Genomic DNA, 17653 nt, shown 5'->3' with positions numbered 1-17653 from the left:
ACAGACTTGCGAGGGGGAAAAAACACCCCTCTCAAGTCTGTCACGCCGATTCATCCCCCACCTACTTCGTTGAGGTGGGAGTATTCTCGGCGCAATTAAGATAAAGAAACTTTAGAAGAGACAGGTGTCAAGGATAAGGTAAAGCCCCTAACCAAGGATCTTTTCACCCACCTACCCATACAGTATTATCTGACACCAGGGCATTCTCCAGGGCATGTCGTCTATCATCATGAAAAAGATCATGTGCTCTTAACCGGGGATCTTTTTAGCACGAGCAATACGAATCTCTATCCTCCTATTAAAAAATTTACGGTTAATATTAATGAAAACATCGATAGCGGAGCGATTATTGATGAGCTAAAGCCAAAGCTTATTAGTTCATCCCATGGATCGGATCTTTATTACGAACCTGGGTTATATAGCCGGTATGTATTTGCTTTTAGAGACTAAATCCTGATACGGATCCACATTCACATACCAACTAAGAGCCCTGTGAGAAACAGGGCTCTCTATTTTTCCTACACACAAACCGATCATAGATGCATCGCAATCTGCTACATTGACATCGTCAAATTCAATCTATTTCATTGGTAACTATCGATTTTCCGTTCACATGATACAATACATTACCTACTACATCGATAGGGTCATAACCTAATTTCACCGAGTCAAAATTGTACTTATTCATAAGAAAAAGGAAGTATTCTGTGATTTCTTTGCAACGTTGCTTGTCAATTTCCCCACCTTCATCCAAAACTTCTTTCTCTGGAAATTGAAAAACGATATCTCCGTATACTTCATCAAAGGATATCACAATCGATACATCGTGGATGAGGATACTGCCTATCGTTAATGTATTGACAAACATACTACCTGTTCCGAAAGGAGATAACACATTCTTAAGTGACAGGATATCATCAAGTTCTAAGTCTTCCTCTTTCATCTTGTCATAAAAATGCGAGTTCTTTATAGCACTTCGATCCATTATAATATCATTAAATACCAACTCATCAATATTATCTTTTCTTACATCACAGATTAGGACTTCGATATATTCCATTAGGTAGGCCCTCCTTAATGATTATAAATTAACCTTCCTTCTCAAGTGAAACTCGGTGTGGAGCGTTCTCCCTTAGATCCTTTCGGTAATCTCTTAATGATCCACTTTAGCACCGAAGGATTGGGCAATCTCGATTGCCTGGACGCCATCGATATGGACACCCTTCAATGAAAAATCACTCCACTTTACACCATCGGTTTGCGCGCCGCGTAGATCAGCGCCAATTAATTGGGATTGACTGAAGTTGGTACGGGTTAGCAGAGCTTCACGGAGATCCGTATTGGCTAGGTTACATCCATATAGATCAGCTTCACGTAAGTCGATATTGCGTAAGTCTAAACCCGATAAGTCTTGGTGACGCAATGAAACAAAGGACCAGTCCCCCGTATGAATGGTGGCTCCAGTCCATCGTCCACCTTCCCATTCAGAGCCGGTCATCTTGCAATCCATGATCGAGGTACCAAAAAAATCGGTATCATTAAAATGGCAGGAGATAAATTGACATCCCTTTAATACAGCCGCATTGAAGCGAACATGACTAAAGTGACAATGATGGAATTGGCAGCCAATCAGTTGATACTCTTCCATACTCATTTGTTGAAAGTGACAGTTGTCAAAGACCCGTTGTTGCCAAGTAGTATCAGCGGGTAAGGTCTCTTCGGTAATCTCTACATGAGAGAGATGGTCCTTGAATGGATCCATACAACCCTTCCTTTCTACTGAGCCCCTGTTAGTTACAATCGATCAATGAAAGATACAACTACATCGAAGGCCCACTCATATTCCTTCATCTTCGTTGATCTGCTCCAAACTTCCTTGAATATCTACCAACTCAATCTCACCAAAAACAATATCTAACCAAGGCTTTTCAAAATCAAATGTGTAAATCTCCGCGTATTTTTCATCATGACATCCTTCTACTTCCCCCAGCTCAAGAAAAACGATTGTAAACCAACTAAAGATTTGCGCTGGTGAGAGCTTTTCATTATATAATTCTTTTATCGTTTCATTATAATTGAAATTTATACTCGAGAAATTTTTAAAAATTAATTTTACATTCTTCTCTCCTCTTATTTCTCCGGTAAAGTATAAGTCGATATCGATTTCTAAGTCGAAAAATTATCCCTAAACGTAAGACCATCAATCATACTATCTGTAAAATCAAATTCATTCATTATCTCATTAATGTCATTTGATACTATCCTCATAACGATTTATCCCCTCAATTATCGAGATAGTAACCGAAAGTACTTACTTAAGTGATCCACCGATTGTTCGAAGCTTTCCGCTTCACATATTGTTAGAATTCGTTTAATTGTGGCATTCACTTTGTGGATATCAAAATCACTCATGATTAGATAACCCCTCCCACATTCTACCCTGCCATCCTCCACGATACTGGCAAGTCTTTTTGGGCTCACCACATCCACCTGAAATACTTCATATTCATAGGGGTCTTCACTCACCCCAATATCGATATCGTAGGATAAATGAAAGTGATCTACATCATCCCACTGCTCATCCATATTTCTCATTAATTGCAAGCTAAGCACCCTACCATCTCCTAATTCTGTATGCATCCTTTAGCCAAAATCACTCTATTTGCCTCATTATAAACCATTCTCTCTTGGTCAGCTCATGATTATCGAGGTACATACCTACATACCTTGTCGTGAATTTACTAGAATGTGGATTTATCATAAAATATTATGAAAATTTTAGCAGGAGGTTGTGGGTTGACGTAGTAGCTTACATCGTAGGCACATCGTTTGCGAGGCGCCTTCATTGAAAAAGGAGGAAACCTGCTATGCGTAAGCAATGGTCGTTTATTAAGGGGACCCGGTGGTTATTCATCTGCACCTTGATCGTTCTATGGATAGCGCCAACGCATGCCCATGCCGCTACGTACTCTTCTACGATTCGATCGGTAGTGGATGGGGATACGGTTCATTTGAATGAACCTGTACTAGGGAGTACCAAAGTACGTCTGCTCTCGATGGATGCACCAGAGACTAATTATCTAGGTAAAAGTCAAGGGAAGTACGGTGAAGAAGCCAAGATCGAGTTGAAGAAGCTGCTCCCAGAAGGTACTCCAGTCACTGTAGAAACGGATCAAACGGTCAAGGATCAATATGGACGTCTCCTAGCGTATATTCATACCGATAAACTGGACATCAACGAAGAGATGGTGCGACTTGGTTATGCAATCCCGTACTATATCTGGCCAAATATGAGTCACTACAAGGACTATCAGTCAGCTCTTCAAGTTGCGCAAAACACGGGTGCTGGGATGTGGGATCCGTCGGATCCACTCAAGGAAATGCCCTTTGAATTCCGCCTTCGAATCGGAAAACGAGATCCTGATAAATATGTGGGGAACTACGAGACCAAAAAATATGTGGATCCTACTCAGTATAACGATGTCCCAATTGAACAGCGCGTATTTTTCCTTAAAGAATCTGATGCCAAGGAAGCCGGTTATACAAGAGAAGATGGCAATGGAGAGCAGCCCAACGTGCTTATTAATGAAGTCCTACCCAATCCAGAATCAAACACTACCAAAGAGTTTATTGAACTTTACAATCCAAGTAACCAACCGATGGATCTAGGGGGATATATCATCGATGACATCGTTCAAGGCGGATCTTCCCCTCATACCATTCCAGAGGGGACCACTCTACCAGCAAAAGGTTTTTTCGTTTGGGAAACTTTCTCTTACTTTAATAACAACGGCGATGATGTGACATTGCTAGCGCCAGATGGGAAAGTCATCGATTCCTATCACTATCGCTTCTCTGTCAAAGGGGCATCGTGGGCTCGCATTCCCGATGGAGGCGAATGGGGCACTGCAGTTGTGACAACACCAACCAAGGGCACGAAGAATCAATAGAGTTCTTTGGGTTACATCCCCATCAAACGATAGAAAAAGCCAGAAACCCTAAGGGTTTTTGGCTTTTTTGCCGGAAGCTGATCCTTTCACCCATTCGATTGGTATTCTTCATACTTTTTCGCAGTGATTTCTTCCTCGGTTTCACATGAAGAATCCCTGTTTCAGTAGTTCTTCTGCAAAGGCACAAATTTTATGGATAGAAAAATTTTGAACGGCCCTCTTTTCTACCTATCTATAAAGAAATCTCATGTAAAATCAGATTGTTTATCTCAAGTTTGAGAAAAACCATTTTCGAAAATTGAATGCCCCTAATTTCTAGTAAGGTTACACTTTCACCCATTCGAAAGACTGCATACCCATCATCATGAATTGATTCTAGTTTACCTATGACAAGAATTTTTCTACCTATCTCTTTAATTTGATACTGCTCTTCTTCACTATACGTAGCCTCTAATCCCCAGGTTAAGACACAAGGTATATCAATCTCTACATCGTATGCATTTCCAATTAAGGGAGACGAACCTTCCCACTGTGCCAAACAGCCTCCGTATAGTGATGAAAATTTCACATGATGAGCATCTTCTACTTTTTCTACTACAATTCGCATGTTTCACCTGCTTCGATGAGATCGTCATTCATGTAGTTATCTTCCCTACACCCATCTCCTAATACAATTGCTTATGGCTATGAACAGGCGCATGATTAGCCAACTCTTTTCGTACAGTAGAAAAAACACCATAGAACACTTATTAAACAAACCATTATGATACTTACATGGAACGCCTTACTTCAACCAGTTTCACGGGTTAATTTTACACGGTCTCTTTTCAAATGGCTGACAGATTCAGGTTCAATCATATAGATATCCAGTATTGCCTCTCTATCAAATATCCATGATATGTCGTTACCATAGTAAGTTTCCATTAAACCAACAGATGAATCAAGCAGTGAAATAAATAGATAATTATTACTCTTAAAAGTAAGTAGGATTCCTACATCAATTTTAAGATTCCAAGGACCACTATGTTCCATCCATTCTATATGATCATGAATAACTTCGATTTCTTCTACATAGTCTTCCTTCCTTGTTGAGCCGGTGTATAATGGCTTAAAATCATTAGAGTCATCTTTAAAATAATTAAAATGCAATCGAGGAAATTCTTCATCATCAAAAGTCTTAACTGCTTCACTATAAAAAGCAAACTCCTCTTCTAAACAAGTAATTTTAGCAGACAAACACATGTTATAATAGCAATTATTTTTTATTTCTTTGGTATCCGCCAAATCAATTTGCATATCACTGATCATCTTCCCTTTCAATTGCTGAATTAATATCTTTTCCTTAGGAACTAATAAAAGGGTTATATCCCTGATCATTTCATAATCTCCTATCTGTTACATCTTAATCTCAGATTTGAACCTCCTCCACCTACGCTAACGCTTAGCGGTGGGGGATTCTTGGAAGCTCCCATCTACCGATGGGATCATCCTCAAGCTTAGACCGTCGTCCCAACGGTAAGTAATCGAAGTCCTTCTTGCAAAATATTCTTGGATGCATTGATGTCTCGGTCATAGTGAGAGTCACATGTGGGGCATGTCCATACTCGAAGGTTGAGGTTTTTTACTTCCTTGTTGAGATAGCCACAAGAAGAACATAGCTGACTCGATGGGAACTGTTTCCCTACTTTCACCACGTTTCGTCCATGCCATGCTGCCTTGTAGGTAAGCATGGCAACAAACTCTGACCAGGACGCATCCGTAATCGATTTAGCTAGCTTGTGATTCTTCACCATGTTCTTGACGGAAAGGTCTTCGATGCAGATCGTTTGGTTTTCACGAATCAGCTTCGAAGACAGCTTATGGAGAAAATCATGGTGAGCATTCCCGATCTTCTTATGAATGCGGGCGATGTTGATCCGTGCTTTGTGCCATTTGGAACCGCACTTGATGCGACGCTCATAATCCTTTGCGCATGGGCTAGCTTCTTTTCATACTGGCGGAAATAGCGGGACCGTTTCACTTTGGTTCCATCGGTCAGGATGGCAAAGTCCTTCAGCCCTAAATCTACGCCGATAGCTTTCCCTTTAGCCATAGGTAAAACTGGACACTCGCTGATCTCGCACAGGACGGATACAACGTATTTCCCCTAGGATTTCGCCGGATGGTAGCCGAAAGAATCTGTCCTTCTACTTCACGCCACTTAGCAAACCGCACCCACCCCAGTTTCGGAAGCTTGATCCGATTGGCTACCACCTCGACAGTGGATTTTCCTTTTTTCGGATGGTTGCACTGACTGGTGTAGGACTGGACATGGTTGCGTTTGCTTTTAAAGCGTGGGCGATCATTTTGCTTTTTAAAGAAACGAGCGAAGGAATCCGCCTTAATTGAGGAAATGTTAATACTGTATCATGAATCCTGGTTACTAGACTTTTATTTATCCCCAAAAACTATCCCCTTCTTAAAATTCCCAGGATAATTCGTTGATGATCCCACTTATTTTCAAAGCGACCCTTATTATCTGCATTATTTGTAAAACAATCACCAAGCGCTAGTAGCATAAAATCGATTTGAGATTGGTGATAGCAATCGATTTTTGCTATATGGTCTAAATTTGATAGTGGGGATGAATACTTCAATTCACAAGTCTAATATCGCTATAGTGATATCCCCTTCATGATGATATTCTACAACATATCCTGAATCTCTCCCGACTAGCCATGTGTCAAAGCTTACTGCAGTGACGTCATCAATGACATCCAATACCGTTCTGAAGTTAGCTTTTAAAACTGGGGTATCTGCTTCATCCCATAGGATAAATACCATCTCATTTTGAATACATTTCGGTAACTCTTCAAGTGAATTAATAAGGGTTAGACCTTTACTTTTTTCCCAATCGATTCTTCCATAGGAAATAAAAAAATTAGATTCAAACCATTCAAATATTTCCTCTGAATCCTTTTTTGAAAGAATCTCTACCCCTTCACCTAAAGCCTCCAAGCACTCTTCATACAAAGTCATACGGCCACCATCCTCTTCTCGATGCCTAAAGCGGATCGGAAATTCTTCATTTAGGTCATTTGTTCATCCCATTTTATCCCATCTGATACTTTTAGGTTGCTTCTTTGCTAGTTGAAAGCCATCTCCTTACCAACATCCCAATTCCTATTACGAAGTGCCTATTCATATATCGGAAGTTCGCCTTGTTATCCGACTCTATAGAGACATACAATCGTCCGGCTATTCAAAAGTATACACTGTCTCATACTTCGAAAATTTATTTGTCAATAAACTCTTTATATTGAATTGCAAACCCCCAGCCTCCAGCTTCAGTGATTCTAGATTTCTTAAAGGGATGTATGGGAGGTATATTTATTTTATTTTCATTCATGATTTTAATCATTTCCCTTAAGGGTTCCAAAGTATTTTCGTTTTTAAATCCTATATATAAGTTCCCTTGGCTTACTTCGTAGAGAGCATCAATCATTTCATAAATTACTCGCTGTTTATCTAATGATAAGTGATCAAATCCAAATTCACTTGCATAGGTACCCACTGAATCCTCTTCAGGAAGGTACATTCTCATTTCATTATCCCACCTATCCAATTGCCTAGCGAGAGTAAAGTCCTGAAAGTGAGAAAGAAACGCCTTCATTTTTACAGAATGTACTTCCCACTGTTTGCAGACCTCTATCATACAAGTAACAGCGAGTGCTACTCGCCCCCTAATAGAAATCACTTCAATCTCATGAAAGCACACATTTACCCCTCGATTCATCAGTAATTATTTGTACCCATATCACTTATCCTATGTCAGCATAACCATACTTCCTCGTTAACTCAATAACTTCTATACAGGGTATGATGTTGCATCGACGTCATTAGCAGCTCTTTCAACATTTTGTCTGTTCACGACTGACCATCCATTACCATAAACAATCTACTGCTTGCTTTAATTGACAAACCAATATGCCTGAAACCGACCCTTAACCTAAATAAGGGCAATGCCCTTTAATTTTTGACACTGACTTGGATCTATAGGCTATCCGAGTAATCCCTGTCAACACGACTGAACTGTCACCCCGTTACTCCATTTGAAACTAACTATCCTATCGACGATCTACCCCTTTTGAATGTACATAAATTTATCAGTTTCCTTTTAGGTTACCTCCCCCAGTCCTTCCCTCTTCTTTCAATATACACATCCCAGTCCCCATTCCAATAGGACGCATCGATTTTTATCGTACGCAGTGTATCCTTCGTTTTTAACCGACCTGTTTGAAATACTTCTCTGTAATTACTCAAAAGATGATCAAAGGATACGTTTTCATCAATGAGATGATATTCGTAAAGAACTGTCTTTTCATCAAAGTCCGCTATCTGTAGTTCTAGAATGCCATTGTCCCACACCCTCACCTCACCAATAAACTCATTTTCCTTGATATTCGTTATCGTACCTTCAAACTCAAATTCGATCTCAATCCCTGGTCCAAAGTAACTTTCAGCAGCGTTTTCTATCCATTGGGAAAATAAATGAACCATAGTCATGTCCGCCCCTTGTCAAATACCTTTATATCATTTCTTTTACTAGTTTATCCTGGATAGGTGCTATTCCTTGATTTTCTAGCAAAGTTCTCTGTATTGATCCTACACATTCATCTGTTCATCTCCCATACGTTACTGACTTTCTATTATCTGTACTTGGTAATAGGCACCAAATAGTAATAGATCTTCGATTTTTTGTCTACTTTTGGTTTTACATCATGCTTCATTTGAGTATCGATAGTTTGGTGAGGACGATGTGCCACGCCTGCATAAAGATCATATTTTTTGCCAGAAGCACTTTTAACGACCCCGTGCACCTCAACGTCATAATTCTGCTGATATTTCACCATCACTTCGGGACCATTTTTTGTCCACGTTATGCTTTTACCCTTATGAGTAAGAGTAGCTGTACCTATACCCTCGTCGCCTTCACTCTTATAAAGATAAACCACGATTCTTTCTTTGTTTACATATGGTGATTCGCCAATGATCCTTGATATCTCAGAATCATCCTTCATGGCAGCTTTTATAGCTTCGCTTTCCGAATCGAATGATTTTTCAGTTGTAGTATTTTCTTGTGAGCAGCCACCTAACAATAAAGCGGTTATGGATAATACTAATAATGTGTTAGTAATCTTTTTCATACTTCCTCCAGTAGTTGTTACTTCGGTCAAAAAAGTGGATTCATACATTAGATCTTACCAGGCGTTCAAAAAGAAGTAACCCGTTCCTGTGACAAAGGTGTGCGGGTTACTTCTCGCTAAACCTGGCTGCTCATGGCAGGCTATTATTGGGCGGGCGGTAGGAGTGCAACCCTGCCACCTTTATCTCCTCCAACTAAAAGGGCACCATGTGTATGCTTAGGTGCTAGTTAATCAGTAAATATCAGCAGTGATGCAAGAAAGATATTAATCTGCGAATTATTACTCCTTTACTACATGGGAAAGGTCCATCTTTCGCTGTTCCCATTCTTCACGTAAAATCCCCATTTTGATAGAATCAAAATACTCTCCATTTACTATTCGAGCCTTGCGAATGCGCCCCTCTTCAATCATCCCTATTCTTTGTGCGAGTCTTATCATCCGTTCGTTGCCTGACCATGTGGAGATTCCCACACGTGCAACATCCATATGGCAAAATATATAGTCCGTCCATAAATCGAATGCGTCAGTTCCATACCCACCAGACCAGTAATTTGAATCGAAAATAACTAGTCCGTTGCAAAGCCAGTTCGTTGTTTCATCTACCCAATACCAGCTAACACGACCAATCAATCTGCCGTCAACTTCAATCGCCAACTTGCTTCTTATCTTGTCAGTGCCAGTTTTATTAAGGGAGTCTTTTTCTTTTGTTAAATACTCATCAAAGCTGATGGGTTCAATTTCTTGATAAGGGGCATTCCATTTAAGATGCTCACGGTCATTAGCAAGGTAGGTATTATGGTAAATCGTTTTAATATCGTCTAATGTGATGTCCCGCAAGACTACTTTTTTACCAATAAGGTAAATTTCTTTATGATCCATTTTATCAGCTTCCCTTTTCTATTTTCACAATAATATATATTTCTAATTCCATTCAAATAATATCATCGATAAAGTTTGAATCGTTCAATTTGACTTACTCCATGTTTCAGAATCCATGCGAAAATTATTTGTACAAATACATGAGGATCAAGATAAGATTTTTAAAAAGTGTTTTCGCTATTAATTAAAAGGATCGTTTCATTTATTTTTCCTTTAAAGATAAGCCCATTCCATTCAGCGAGGGAATACTGCTTTATGGTTAAATATTTCCACATTACCCTTCGATATCTCTCTAATCAATCAACTAACCATCATTGTGATTCTCTACAATCTGCTTTATTCGCTTCTTCATCTCTACCCATTGCTCAATTAATCGCCGTAGTTCTACCGTCTCAATTTCACTTTGATAACCATTTCTTTTATTTGTTGCGATTGCCTTATCTTTATAAATGACTAACATATATCTTTCGCCTTCGGTTTTAACTGTTTTCCTCTCATTGTCTAATACATGATCGATCATTTGGATATGGTCCACACCATTTGTGACGTCATCGGTTAGTAAATGATTAAATTGTTGAATTCCCACCGCTAGTTTAGCAACTGGATGTAGTTCAAGAACATATTTCATCGCATTCTCACCTTTCGAAGAGGATGCTTTCCATCGTCGTAATCGTGATTGGTATTCCTCGACCAACTTTTCTACATCGCTCACCATTTTCGACCATTGTACGATCAATCGCCTTAGTTCTATCGTCTCAATTTTACATTCTTCTTCGTTCCCATAATAGAACATGACTTTCGTGTTATCCTTATAAATTTCTATTGAGCAAGCATTACTGCCTGTATCCACCCATGTTTTCTTACCGTTTAATACTTGATCAATGTCTCCTACAATCTCTTCTACCCATTCGTCTCCAAAAAATTCTACATCATGTAGAAGATACTTAACGGGAAGAATGTCATCCGTTACTTCAGGAAAAGGCGTTACACCAATCGCGTATTTCACAGTTAATCCTCCACTCGATAAGATTTGGGATACCTGAATGGATATTTGATCTTTCCAACGGCCACTACAATGAAAAACGTTTCGCAGAATCCAACCTCTATTAAATTGCCCCTAAGATCAACCACTATCAGAAGATCATCTCTACTACAATATCCTCCCACAAGTCTTCTAGCTTGTTTCCATTTATTGAACCCCTTTGGAGAAACTCCTCCGTGCTTTTGTACTCAAGAATGGATTCTTCATCATAAGCTTTATAAAACAATAATATTCTTTCACTACTATCATAAGGACTATAGGCAACTACATATATTTGCCCCTTATAACAAAGCTCTATTTCATGACCAATTCTTAAATCCCTCTTGAAATCATCAAAAGAGTAATCATCCATCGAACCCACACCCTTCCATTACTGTGTGATTTAAGATCTTGAAGATCATCAAGCCCTATAGGTTCATTCCATACTTTTTGTGCCATGTTCGGATGAATATCATCCTCTGATTTTCCAAAGCCGGTTCTCTAGGAATATACATGCTACTTCACTTTTTGTCCGAGGATTGGTGTTATATTATCAAACAACGTTATATCGTAGTCGAATAGAATCAATTGCGATTCAATAATATCCAATATATCATAATAAGAAAAATTTTCTCCTGATATAAAATCATTTTTTTCATTGATAGTACTGTTATATTTCACCTTTAGGGCTGATATGAGATTGGTCAAGAAAGTATTTTCATTCTTTAAGCCATCTTTTCTCTGCACATCTAAAAGTGAATCGATACTCATTCCCTCTCCCTCATTTTTCACCACCTTCTCGTATTCACTACCCAAATCTGAAACTTTAGATATGATCATCTGCATCACAGCACTATATCCAAACCTTAATCCTTTATTAAACTCATCAATGCAAGCAGTTTGATCTTTGTTCTTCTCATCAACAATCCAAATTAGGTCAAAAATAAAATACAAAACACTTTTATCCATGAAATCCTCCATTTAATCGATACTAATACAATAGGCATTGGTATAACCCATACGATTTAGTAATTTTGCTCGCTTAGAACTCACTTCCTTAAGGGAGCTTGGCTTCCCTAAGCCAGTAATGCTTCTTTGTGTCTTACCATACATCGTGTCGATGTAGTTACCGCGTAAAACCACCCTTTTCATCATGCAAATCTCTACGACACAGCGGTTGTTGTAACCTTAGCATAGAAGGGAGTCCTTATCCTCTCCTCCTTCCACTCAAGTGGTATAGGTGTATATCTATGTCGGTGATGCTTTCGACTTCATCCGAGAAGACCCACACATGAAGTCAATAGCGGTCTCCATACCAGGATTGTGCTAAGGGTGTGAATCAGAGGCGGCGTAGGTGATGAAGATCTAACAAAAGAGCACTTAATCTGTATCAGTTATACAAATTATCCATAATTTATTCTTGCGTCCATCAAATATTAGCCAAGATACATCCCATGCAACATCAAAAAACCATTTGCTCCATGGTTTGCAAGATTCAAAGGTTTTAATATTAGAATCAGGATCCTCTATACCAAATATAAAATCAGTGAAATTAGCAGCTATATTTTTTGACTCTCTCGAATTACCTTTAAATTTAAAATAGGCACCACCCTGGTAAATAGCAGATGCAATCTCCGATTCAAAGGCAAATGAATTGCTTAATTGAAAATCTGTATCCCCTTGAAGTCCATCATCTAGTTTAAGCAAAGGAATCGATGACTTAATATCCGTTGATAAAAGTAATTTTTTAAATCCATCTTGACTATTATTATAAAAATATGGATTAATTGTTTCATTAATAACCTTTTTATTTATAATATCAAATATTTTTATAATAATACCACCATTAATATGACTCATCTCAATATTTTTCACAACTCCATCTACTTCACTTGATACAATTTCTAAATTTATAAGAGACTGATTTTTAAATACCATCGTTAGAAAGTAACCTCCTTGCATATGAGCATGCTAAGACTTTGGGATTGTAAAAGATAAGCGATCAGTTAAGAAGAGTACGAACTTGCACATCTTCTCACAAGAAGAATCCCTTATTCGGTAATTCTTCTTCAAACTCACAAGCAAGGACCACTCTAAATCCTGTTGAATAAAGCGATTGCAATAATTCCCCAATCTCTTTGATATACATTGATTCTAAATAACCTTCAACAATGTCGACTTCTGCGCAATACCGAAAATATAAAAATGAATCGGTTTCTTCTGTATGCCTTTTTATTTGATCAAAATCATCATTCGTGCTTAAATCTATTTCATATGAATCGGTACTCATAGACTGCAAATACCCTGGAATTCCATTTGACTTATTAATTAGTAGGTTTAATAGTTGATCAGTATCCATATCTGTATCAACAAATAAATGACCATGCAAACTTGAATATTTCATTGTAACACCTCTATTTTAGTAAATACGGTTCTGGCCCTTCCCTCTACTTTCGATAAACACATCCCAGTCACCATTCCAAGAAGATGCTTTGATTTCAATCTTACGAAGTGTAGCCTTCGTTTTTAACCGACCTGTTTGCAATACTTCTCTGTAATTGCTTAAAACGCGAGCAAATAAAACACTTTCGTCAATAAGGTGGTATTCGTATAGAATTGGATCATGTATATATGAAATTTGCAGTTCTAGCCCACCGTTTTTCCATACAATTACTTCACCATAAAAATTATCCTCTTTAAAATTAGTTATCCTAGAAAATGGGTTTTTATGAGCAGTCGGTAGCTTAATTTCAATGATCTCGATATCTGGTCCAAAGAAATCTTTAGCGTAATCCTTTACCCATTTTAAAAACAATTGGTCCATAGCAATTTACGCTCCCTTTCAGTCGCACATCCCAATGGTTCCATGTAACTCGATCAATCGTATTTTAATTAACCATCGATTGTGGTGGTATCTCTTGTAACTACATGCTATCTATCGTCACTTCATCCCACATATCCTTAGGCTTCTCACCTTTAATAACAGCATTTTCGCCCAGAAGCTCTACGCTCTTAAAATGTTGAACCGAGGAATCATCATAAAATCGATAGAATATATAACGCCCTTCTTCCTCATTTCCAGATGAACATGCACAATACTGTTCACCTCTACATGTAAATTCTACATCAAGACCTATCTTCACAAAGATCAAAAAATCATGAAACGTATAGTGATCATTTTTACTTAAAGCTTCTTCCCATTCATCATTCATTAACTAGTGGCTCCCTCCATTGTGGTAGAATTCCAGGTTTGCTTACGTGTACCCACTGTCTCATCTTGCTCATCCAACAGATATCGATCACTATTGTTTTACTAGGATATTGAGTTCTTGCTTAAGCCACGTATAATGATTAGCAATTGTCTTTTCAAAAAATTCATCGGAGTAATACTCTTCGGGTGTCAAACTATTTTTTTGTCCTTGCACAAGATGAGGACGATCTGATGGGTAATCAAAATCCGCCCAAAATTCCGTCAGGAATATCAACCCATACAATGAATCTTGAGGAACATCCTTCATCATGCTTTTCAACAAAATATATCTCCACTTTCGCATCTCAAACTCTTCGTTACAATCTACTCTCTTAGATAATTTCATTAAAGACGATCGTATGGCTTCACTCTCTGATACATAAGCTGTAGCAATTGATATGATATCCCTATCTGAAGTACCATCAAGTAACTCAATCGCAAAGTTAATTATCTCTGCTACATCCACTAATGGAGGGAAGTTAGCTGGACCATCTAGTCCTATTAATAGAGTCAACCAATTCACTTCAATGTCTTCTTCCTTGAACACATCAATGTAATTCATTTTTTAATAGGCACCTCATTTACCCTTCACTTCATAGCCTTATCATGCATCCCAGCTGCGTGACTTGAAGAATTCCAATTCGCCAAGAACGACTAAAAACGCTTGTAGACAACTACCAAGCGTGATGATCTTCAACAATCTACTAAATTGCATTGTGCCATTGTACGCTCTCCCGTATTCGCTCCTTCATCTTCACCCATTGCTCAATCAATCGCCTTAGTTCTACCGTCTCAATTTCACTTTGATAGCCATTAGTTTTATTTGTAACAAATGTCTTAGCCTTTCGAATCTCTAGCGAATATGCTTCACTTTCTGTAACAGCAGTTCCTTTTTTATGGTTTAAAACTTGATCAATTAATTGGACATGAAACACACCATCTGTGACATCATTAGTCAGAAGCGCACCAACTTGATAGATGTCCATCGATTCAAATGAAACAATAGGAAATATATCTAAAAAATATTTCAAAACATTTTCTTCCCTTGTCGTTATTCTGCTATCCAAATACCTTTTACATCCATTGCGATTTGTCGTGATTGGTGCTTCTTGTACCCACCCCTTTATTTCTTCAATCATCTTTAGCCATTGTATAATTAATCTCCTTAACTCGACTGTCTCAATTTCACATTCTTCTTCGTCCCCAAAATTGAAAAAAGCTTTGGTCTTATCCTTTCGAATTTCAAGACAGCACGCATAACTTACTGTTTCACCGCATTCTTTTTCACTGTTTAGTACTTGATCAATTTCCTTTATCATCTCTTCTACCCAATTACCATTTTCAAAATCTGCTACATCACTTAGCAGCGCTCCAACTGGAAAGAGTTCATCGGATACTAACGGATGAAGTGACACATCGATCGAATATTTCACAATTATCTCCACTCTATTTGGGGCTTTTCATTCATCTAAATGTCGGGAATCTCAGGAGCATGCGGTTGCGATTATAAATGTAGGATTTGGTGGTACCATCTTGCACATGCTTGATGATATGGCTATCTTACATTCTCTTTATCTCAAAAAAAACCTTATTCGGTAATTCCTCTTCAAATTCACAAGCAGGGAGAAGTATCATCTTTGATTCGTTGCACTTAGTTAACCCACTTTTTATGTTGATAAATTCAAGCAGTCCCTGCATTCTTTACTTCCATCCAAAACTCACTTATGTTTTTTTCTTCGATTTTTCCATTCTCTATCAAACTTTCTACATCAAGGAATGATTGATCTTCTCCATCACGATATCTCGTAAGATACCATCCATATTTTTTACAACTAAAAGAATAGGTTTCTTCCTTGTAATTAAATTCTATTTCATAGCCCCTTCTCAAATCTCTTAGCAAATGTTAATAGGTATACTCCTCACTTTGTTTCATTAGAATCACCTCAATTTGGTTTTAATCAGTCAAGTGAAAGAGGATCTGTAATTCCATCTAAACACAAACGGTACTTTCTCTACATCGAGGGCAGGTATCCCTAATGCGTGGCACTCTCCATGCTAAAAATCAACTTTCTTGGACTTCTTCACTGTTTACCTTTAGGGAATATCAATGGGCTTTTATTTTATTTTGATGTTCTTCTCGATTTCAAATAGACTTTCATATATTTCCACCTTATCCTCTTCCACTAGATAATCATCATTTTTAATTATTGTATAATTAACTCTTATTAACTGAATAATTTCAAGCGATTTCACACTTAATACAGGATATTCTATCCAATACTTTTTATTAATTGTAGACAATGCATGTATAACCTCTCCAGGGTATTTAACTCCACAGGAAGGATCTTGTTTTACTCGCTTGAGCCCTTCTTCAATCGCATAATCTACATAGAGATCTTGTCTGATCAATCTAGCAATATCATCTTCCCTGAGCTCTGACAATTTCTTTTTACGAATCCCGTCATACCATATAGGAAGACCATATGGCTCTACAATGCCTTCATACTCATCCCCGTGCAATTTTTCGATTTCTTCGATTGTGAAATCCATGAAAATCCCCTCACTCTACACACTGTAGAAAAGAGCATCCACACTTATTGTCGTGCTCCTGATTCAATCACATTGATACATTATTCATCCATGCACTAAGAACTGCCTATACGAAACAAAGTACGTATAGTTATCTTGGACCTCAAAATTGCAAACCACGCTCTCCTGTGTCATAGTAACACGTCACAGCACCCTTTTACATGAGGGAAGAGGAGCATTTTATAGTAATTACAACTCATCGTCATCCAAATTATCAATTGCTTCTTGGAAGTGATCTGCCAAAAAACTATAGAAATCGTCAAACTCATCGATAGGGATGGGCTCCCATATTGCCCAGTTTATTATAGGGCACTCCCCATTCTCCATTCGGGATGTATCCAAACAGTACACATATTCGCCACAATCCTCAACGACAACATACTGTGGAGGCAATCCATGCTGTCTGTAATGAACAGTTTCCTCCACGACAGGCATAGCAATTTGGGCGATCCCTAAGATCTCTACCCCCCCAACGCCTCCATGACCATAGTTCTGAATATACCATTTGTAACTATTTGGGAAATCGACCTCTAACAACGCTTCCGCTTCTTTTAATTTACTCTCGGGCATTGGGTCGAAATAGCCCTCACCCTTTACCGCGTAATCCCTCATCATCTGTGCGATCATTTCCTGTTTGTTTATCGCTGATTCCTCCCATACCAGTAATTCTAAGTTGTATCTCGTTATGTTTATTGTACTCTACTCTGATTATAAGAAGGAGCTCTCATAGAGTGAAGTGCTCCCTTTTAGGTGTTATATCTGCTTACTCTCTCTTCTG

At 38.3% G+C, this 17653-nt stretch carries 23 protein-coding genes and 2 pseudogenes; 2 read left to right on the top strand and 23 right to left on the bottom strand.

All coding sequences use genetic code 11. The features are described from left to right. Nucleotides 1-153: 153 nt before the first annotated feature. A pseudogene (locus tag CHX35_RS17345) lies at nt 154-450 on the top strand (MBL fold metallo-hydrolase); the annotation flags it as partial. Between the two features lie 124 nt (nt 451-574). Here CHX35_RS17345 and CHX35_RS16575 read toward each other — a convergent pair. From CHX35_RS16575 to CHX35_RS16565, 3 genes are all read right to left on the bottom strand, one after another. Beyond that, on the bottom strand, nt 575-1060 hold the full coding sequence (locus CHX35_RS16575) for a hypothetical protein (protein WP_091839713.1): 486 nt from the start codon (nt 1058-1060) through the stop codon (nt 575-577). 93 nt (nt 1061-1153) lie between these two features. After that, complete coding sequence (locus tag CHX35_RS16570) at nt 1154-1762, bottom strand: pentapeptide repeat-containing protein (RefSeq protein WP_091839711.1); 609 nt, start codon at nt 1760-1762, stop codon at nt 1154-1156. A 524-nt stretch (nt 1763-2286) separates the two neighbouring features. After that, nucleotides 2287-2613: an Imm8 family immunity protein gene (locus tag CHX35_RS16565; RefSeq protein ID WP_176392155.1), complete on the bottom strand. Its 327-nt coding sequence runs from the start codon at nt 2611-2613 to the stop codon at nt 2287-2289. A 254-nt stretch (nt 2614-2867) separates the two neighbouring features. On the opposite strand from CHX35_RS16565, the gene CHX35_RS16560 reads away from it, so the two are divergent. Beyond that, complete coding sequence (locus tag CHX35_RS16560) at nt 2868-3950, top strand: thermonuclease family protein (RefSeq protein ID WP_091839705.1); 1083 nt, start codon at nt 2868-2870, stop codon at nt 3948-3950. Nucleotides 3951-4182: 232 nt separating this feature from the next. On the opposite strand, the gene CHX35_RS16555 is transcribed toward CHX35_RS16560, so the two are convergent. From CHX35_RS16555 to CHX35_RS16460, 20 genes and pseudogenes are all read right to left on the bottom strand, one after another. Next, nucleotides 4183-4557 carry a hypothetical protein gene (locus CHX35_RS16555; protein ID WP_091839702.1) on the bottom strand — a complete coding sequence of 125 codons (375 nt, stop codon included), beginning with the start codon at nt 4555-4557 and terminating at the stop codon, nt 4183-4185. A 182-nt stretch (nt 4558-4739) separates the two neighbouring features. Beyond that, the gene (locus tag CHX35_RS16550) at nt 4740-5327 is read right to left on the bottom strand and encodes a hypothetical protein (RefSeq protein WP_091839699.1); all 588 of its coding nucleotides are present in this window, start codon (nt 5325-5327) and stop codon (nt 4740-4742) included. Nucleotides 5328-5446: 119 nt separating this feature from the next. Continuing rightward, nucleotides 5447-6329, bottom strand: a pseudogene (gene tnpB, locus CHX35_RS16545) (IS200/IS605 family element RNA-guided endonuclease TnpB); the annotation flags it as partial. Between the two features lie 258 nt (nt 6330-6587). Beyond that, nucleotides 6588-6968, bottom strand: coding sequence for a CDI toxin immunity protein (locus tag CHX35_RS16540; protein WP_091839698.1), 381 nt, complete (start codon nt 6966-6968; stop codon nt 6588-6590). 256 nt (nt 6969-7224) lie between these two features. Then, a complete protein-coding gene (locus CHX35_RS16535; protein ID WP_140413647.1) occupies nt 7225-7533 on the bottom strand; it encodes a hypothetical protein in 309 nt (102 codons plus the stop codon). Between the two features lie 578 nt (nt 7534-8111). Continuing rightward, nucleotides 8112-8495 carry a hypothetical protein gene (locus tag CHX35_RS16530; protein WP_140413646.1) on the bottom strand — a complete coding sequence of 128 codons (384 nt, stop codon included), beginning with the start codon at nt 8493-8495 and terminating at the stop codon, nt 8112-8114. A gap of 143 nt (nt 8496-8638) precedes the next feature. Next, nucleotides 8639-9136, bottom strand: a complete 498-nt coding sequence (locus CHX35_RS16525; protein WP_091839691.1) for a hypothetical protein — start codon at nt 9134-9136, stop codon at nt 8639-8641. 279 nt (nt 9137-9415) lie between these two features. Then, nucleotides 9416-10015 (bottom strand): GNAT family N-acetyltransferase, encoded by a 600-nt coding sequence (locus CHX35_RS16520; RefSeq protein ID WP_091839688.1) that lies wholly within the window; start codon nt 10013-10015, stop codon nt 9416-9418. A 304-nt stretch (nt 10016-10319) separates the two neighbouring features. Then, nucleotides 10320-11021, bottom strand: coding sequence for a hypothetical protein (locus tag CHX35_RS16515; RefSeq protein WP_091839686.1), 702 nt, complete (start codon nt 11019-11021; stop codon nt 10320-10322). Between the two features lie 127 nt (nt 11022-11148). Next, nucleotides 11149-11409, bottom strand: a complete 261-nt coding sequence (locus CHX35_RS16510; RefSeq protein WP_091839683.1) for a hypothetical protein — start codon at nt 11407-11409, stop codon at nt 11149-11151. Between the two features lie 143 nt (nt 11410-11552). Further along, nucleotides 11553-12005 carry a hypothetical protein gene (locus tag CHX35_RS16505; RefSeq protein WP_091839680.1) on the bottom strand — a complete coding sequence of 151 codons (453 nt, stop codon included), beginning with the start codon at nt 12003-12005 and terminating at the stop codon, nt 11553-11555. 411 nt (nt 12006-12416) lie between these two features. Beyond that, nucleotides 12417-12974 carry a hypothetical protein gene (locus CHX35_RS16500; RefSeq protein WP_091839678.1) on the bottom strand — a complete coding sequence of 186 codons (558 nt, stop codon included), beginning with the start codon at nt 12972-12974 and terminating at the stop codon, nt 12417-12419. A 97-nt stretch (nt 12975-13071) separates the two neighbouring features. Then, on the bottom strand, nt 13072-13440 hold the full coding sequence (locus CHX35_RS16495; protein ID WP_091839675.1) for a hypothetical protein: 369 nt from the start codon (nt 13438-13440) through the stop codon (nt 13072-13074). A 15-nt stretch (nt 13441-13455) separates the two neighbouring features. Next, entirely contained in the window at nt 13456-13860 is a 405-nt protein-coding gene (locus CHX35_RS16490; protein WP_091839673.1) for a hypothetical protein, read from the bottom strand. Nucleotides 13861-13960: 100 nt separating this feature from the next. Continuing rightward, nucleotides 13961-14248, bottom strand: coding sequence for a hypothetical protein (locus CHX35_RS16485; RefSeq protein WP_091839670.1), 288 nt, complete (start codon nt 14246-14248; stop codon nt 13961-13963). Nucleotides 14249-14338: 90 nt separating this feature from the next. Beyond that, nucleotides 14339-14848: a DUF2247 family protein gene (locus tag CHX35_RS16480; RefSeq protein ID WP_091839667.1), complete on the bottom strand. Its 510-nt coding sequence runs from the start codon at nt 14846-14848 to the stop codon at nt 14339-14341. A 142-nt stretch (nt 14849-14990) separates the two neighbouring features. Further along, nucleotides 14991-15719 (bottom strand): hypothetical protein, encoded by a 729-nt coding sequence (locus tag CHX35_RS16475; RefSeq protein WP_091839664.1) that lies wholly within the window; start codon nt 15717-15719, stop codon nt 14991-14993. Between the two features lie 248 nt (nt 15720-15967). Then, on the bottom strand, nt 15968-16186 hold the full coding sequence (locus CHX35_RS17760; RefSeq protein ID WP_217895896.1) for a hypothetical protein: 219 nt from the start codon (nt 16184-16186) through the stop codon (nt 15968-15970). Between the two features lie 215 nt (nt 16187-16401). Next, entirely contained in the window at nt 16402-16836 is a 435-nt protein-coding gene (locus CHX35_RS16465; RefSeq protein ID WP_091839659.1) for a contact-dependent growth inhibition system immunity protein, read from the bottom strand. A gap of 228 nt (nt 16837-17064) precedes the next feature. Then, on the bottom strand, nt 17065-17490 hold the full coding sequence (locus CHX35_RS16460; protein WP_176392154.1) for an SMI1/KNR4 family protein: 426 nt from the start codon (nt 17488-17490) through the stop codon (nt 17065-17067). Between the last annotated feature and the right edge of the window lie 163 nt (nt 17491-17653).

The organism is Marininema halotolerans, assembly GCF_900116235.1.
In the GTDB taxonomy this organism is placed as follows: domain Bacteria; phylum Bacillota; class Bacilli; order Thermoactinomycetales; family DSM-45169; genus Marininema; species Marininema halotolerans.
Note: the sequence above shows the minus strand (reverse complement) of the source record. Positions and strands in the feature narration are given on the sequence as shown.

What these genes read in the sequence shown, in the direction of transcription:
- CHX35_RS16575 (WP_091839713.1), bottom strand. Translation starts at nt 1,060, where the DNA reads ATGGAATATATCGAAGTCCTAATCTGTGATGTAAGAAAAGATAATATT.
- CHX35_RS16570 (WP_091839711.1), bottom strand. Translation starts at nt 1,762, where the DNA reads ATGGATCCATTCAAGGACCATCTCTCTCATGTAGAGATTACCGAAGAG.
- CHX35_RS16560 (WP_091839705.1), top strand. Translation starts at nt 2,868, where the DNA reads ATGCGTAAGCAATGGTCGTTTATTAAGGGGACCCGGTGGTTATTCATC.
- CHX35_RS16555 (WP_091839702.1), bottom strand. Translation starts at nt 4,557, where the DNA reads ATGCGAATTGTAGTAGAAAAAGTAGAAGATGCTCATCATGTGAAATTT.
- CHX35_RS16550 (WP_091839699.1), bottom strand. Translation starts at nt 5,327, where the DNA reads ATGATCAGGGATATAACCCTTTTATTAGTTCCTAAGGAAAAGATATTA.
- CHX35_RS16540 (WP_091839698.1), bottom strand. Translation starts at nt 6,968, where the DNA reads ATGACTTTGTATGAAGAGTGCTTGGAGGCTTTAGGTGAAGGGGTAGAG.
- CHX35_RS16535 (WP_140413647.1), bottom strand. Translation starts at nt 7,533, where the DNA reads ATGAGAATGTACCTTCCTGAAGAGGATTCAGTGGGTACCTATGCAAGT.
- CHX35_RS16530 (WP_140413646.1), bottom strand. Translation starts at nt 8,495, where the DNA reads ATGACTATGGTTCATTTATTTTCCCAATGGATAGAAAACGCTGCTGAA.
- CHX35_RS16525 (WP_091839691.1), bottom strand. Translation starts at nt 9,136, where the DNA reads ATGAAAAAGATTACTAACACATTATTAGTATTATCCATAACCGCTTTA.
- CHX35_RS16520 (WP_091839688.1), bottom strand. Translation starts at nt 10,015, where the DNA reads ATGGATCATAAAGAAATTTACCTTATTGGTAAAAAAGTAGTCTTGCGG.
- CHX35_RS16510 (WP_091839683.1), bottom strand. Translation starts at nt 11,409, where the DNA reads ATGGATGATTACTCTTTTGATGATTTCAAGAGGGATTTAAGAATTGGT.
- CHX35_RS16505 (WP_091839680.1), bottom strand. Translation starts at nt 12,005, where the DNA reads ATGGATAAAAGTGTTTTGTATTTTATTTTTGACCTAATTTGGATTGTT.
- CHX35_RS16500 (WP_091839678.1), bottom strand. Translation starts at nt 12,974, where the DNA reads ATGGTATTTAAAAATCAGTCTCTTATAAATTTAGAAATTGTATCAAGT.
- CHX35_RS16495 (WP_091839675.1), bottom strand. Translation starts at nt 13,440, where the DNA reads ATGAAATATTCAAGTTTGCATGGTCATTTATTTGTTGATACAGATATG.
- CHX35_RS16490 (WP_091839673.1), bottom strand. Translation starts at nt 13,860, where the DNA reads ATGGACCAATTGTTTTTAAAATGGGTAAAGGATTACGCTAAAGATTTC.
- CHX35_RS16485 (WP_091839670.1), bottom strand. Translation starts at nt 14,248, where the DNA reads ATGAATGATGAATGGGAAGAAGCTTTAAGTAAAAATGATCACTATACG.
- CHX35_RS16480 (WP_091839667.1), bottom strand. Translation starts at nt 14,848, where the DNA reads ATGAATTACATTGATGTGTTCAAGGAAGAAGACATTGAAGTGAATTGG.
- CHX35_RS16465 (WP_091839659.1), bottom strand. Translation starts at nt 16,836, where the DNA reads ATGGATTTCACAATCGAAGAAATCGAAAAATTGCACGGGGATGAGTAT.
- CHX35_RS16460 (WP_176392154.1), bottom strand. Translation starts at nt 17,490, where the DNA reads ATGATGAGGGATTACGCGGTAAAGGGTGAGGGCTATTTCGACCCAATG.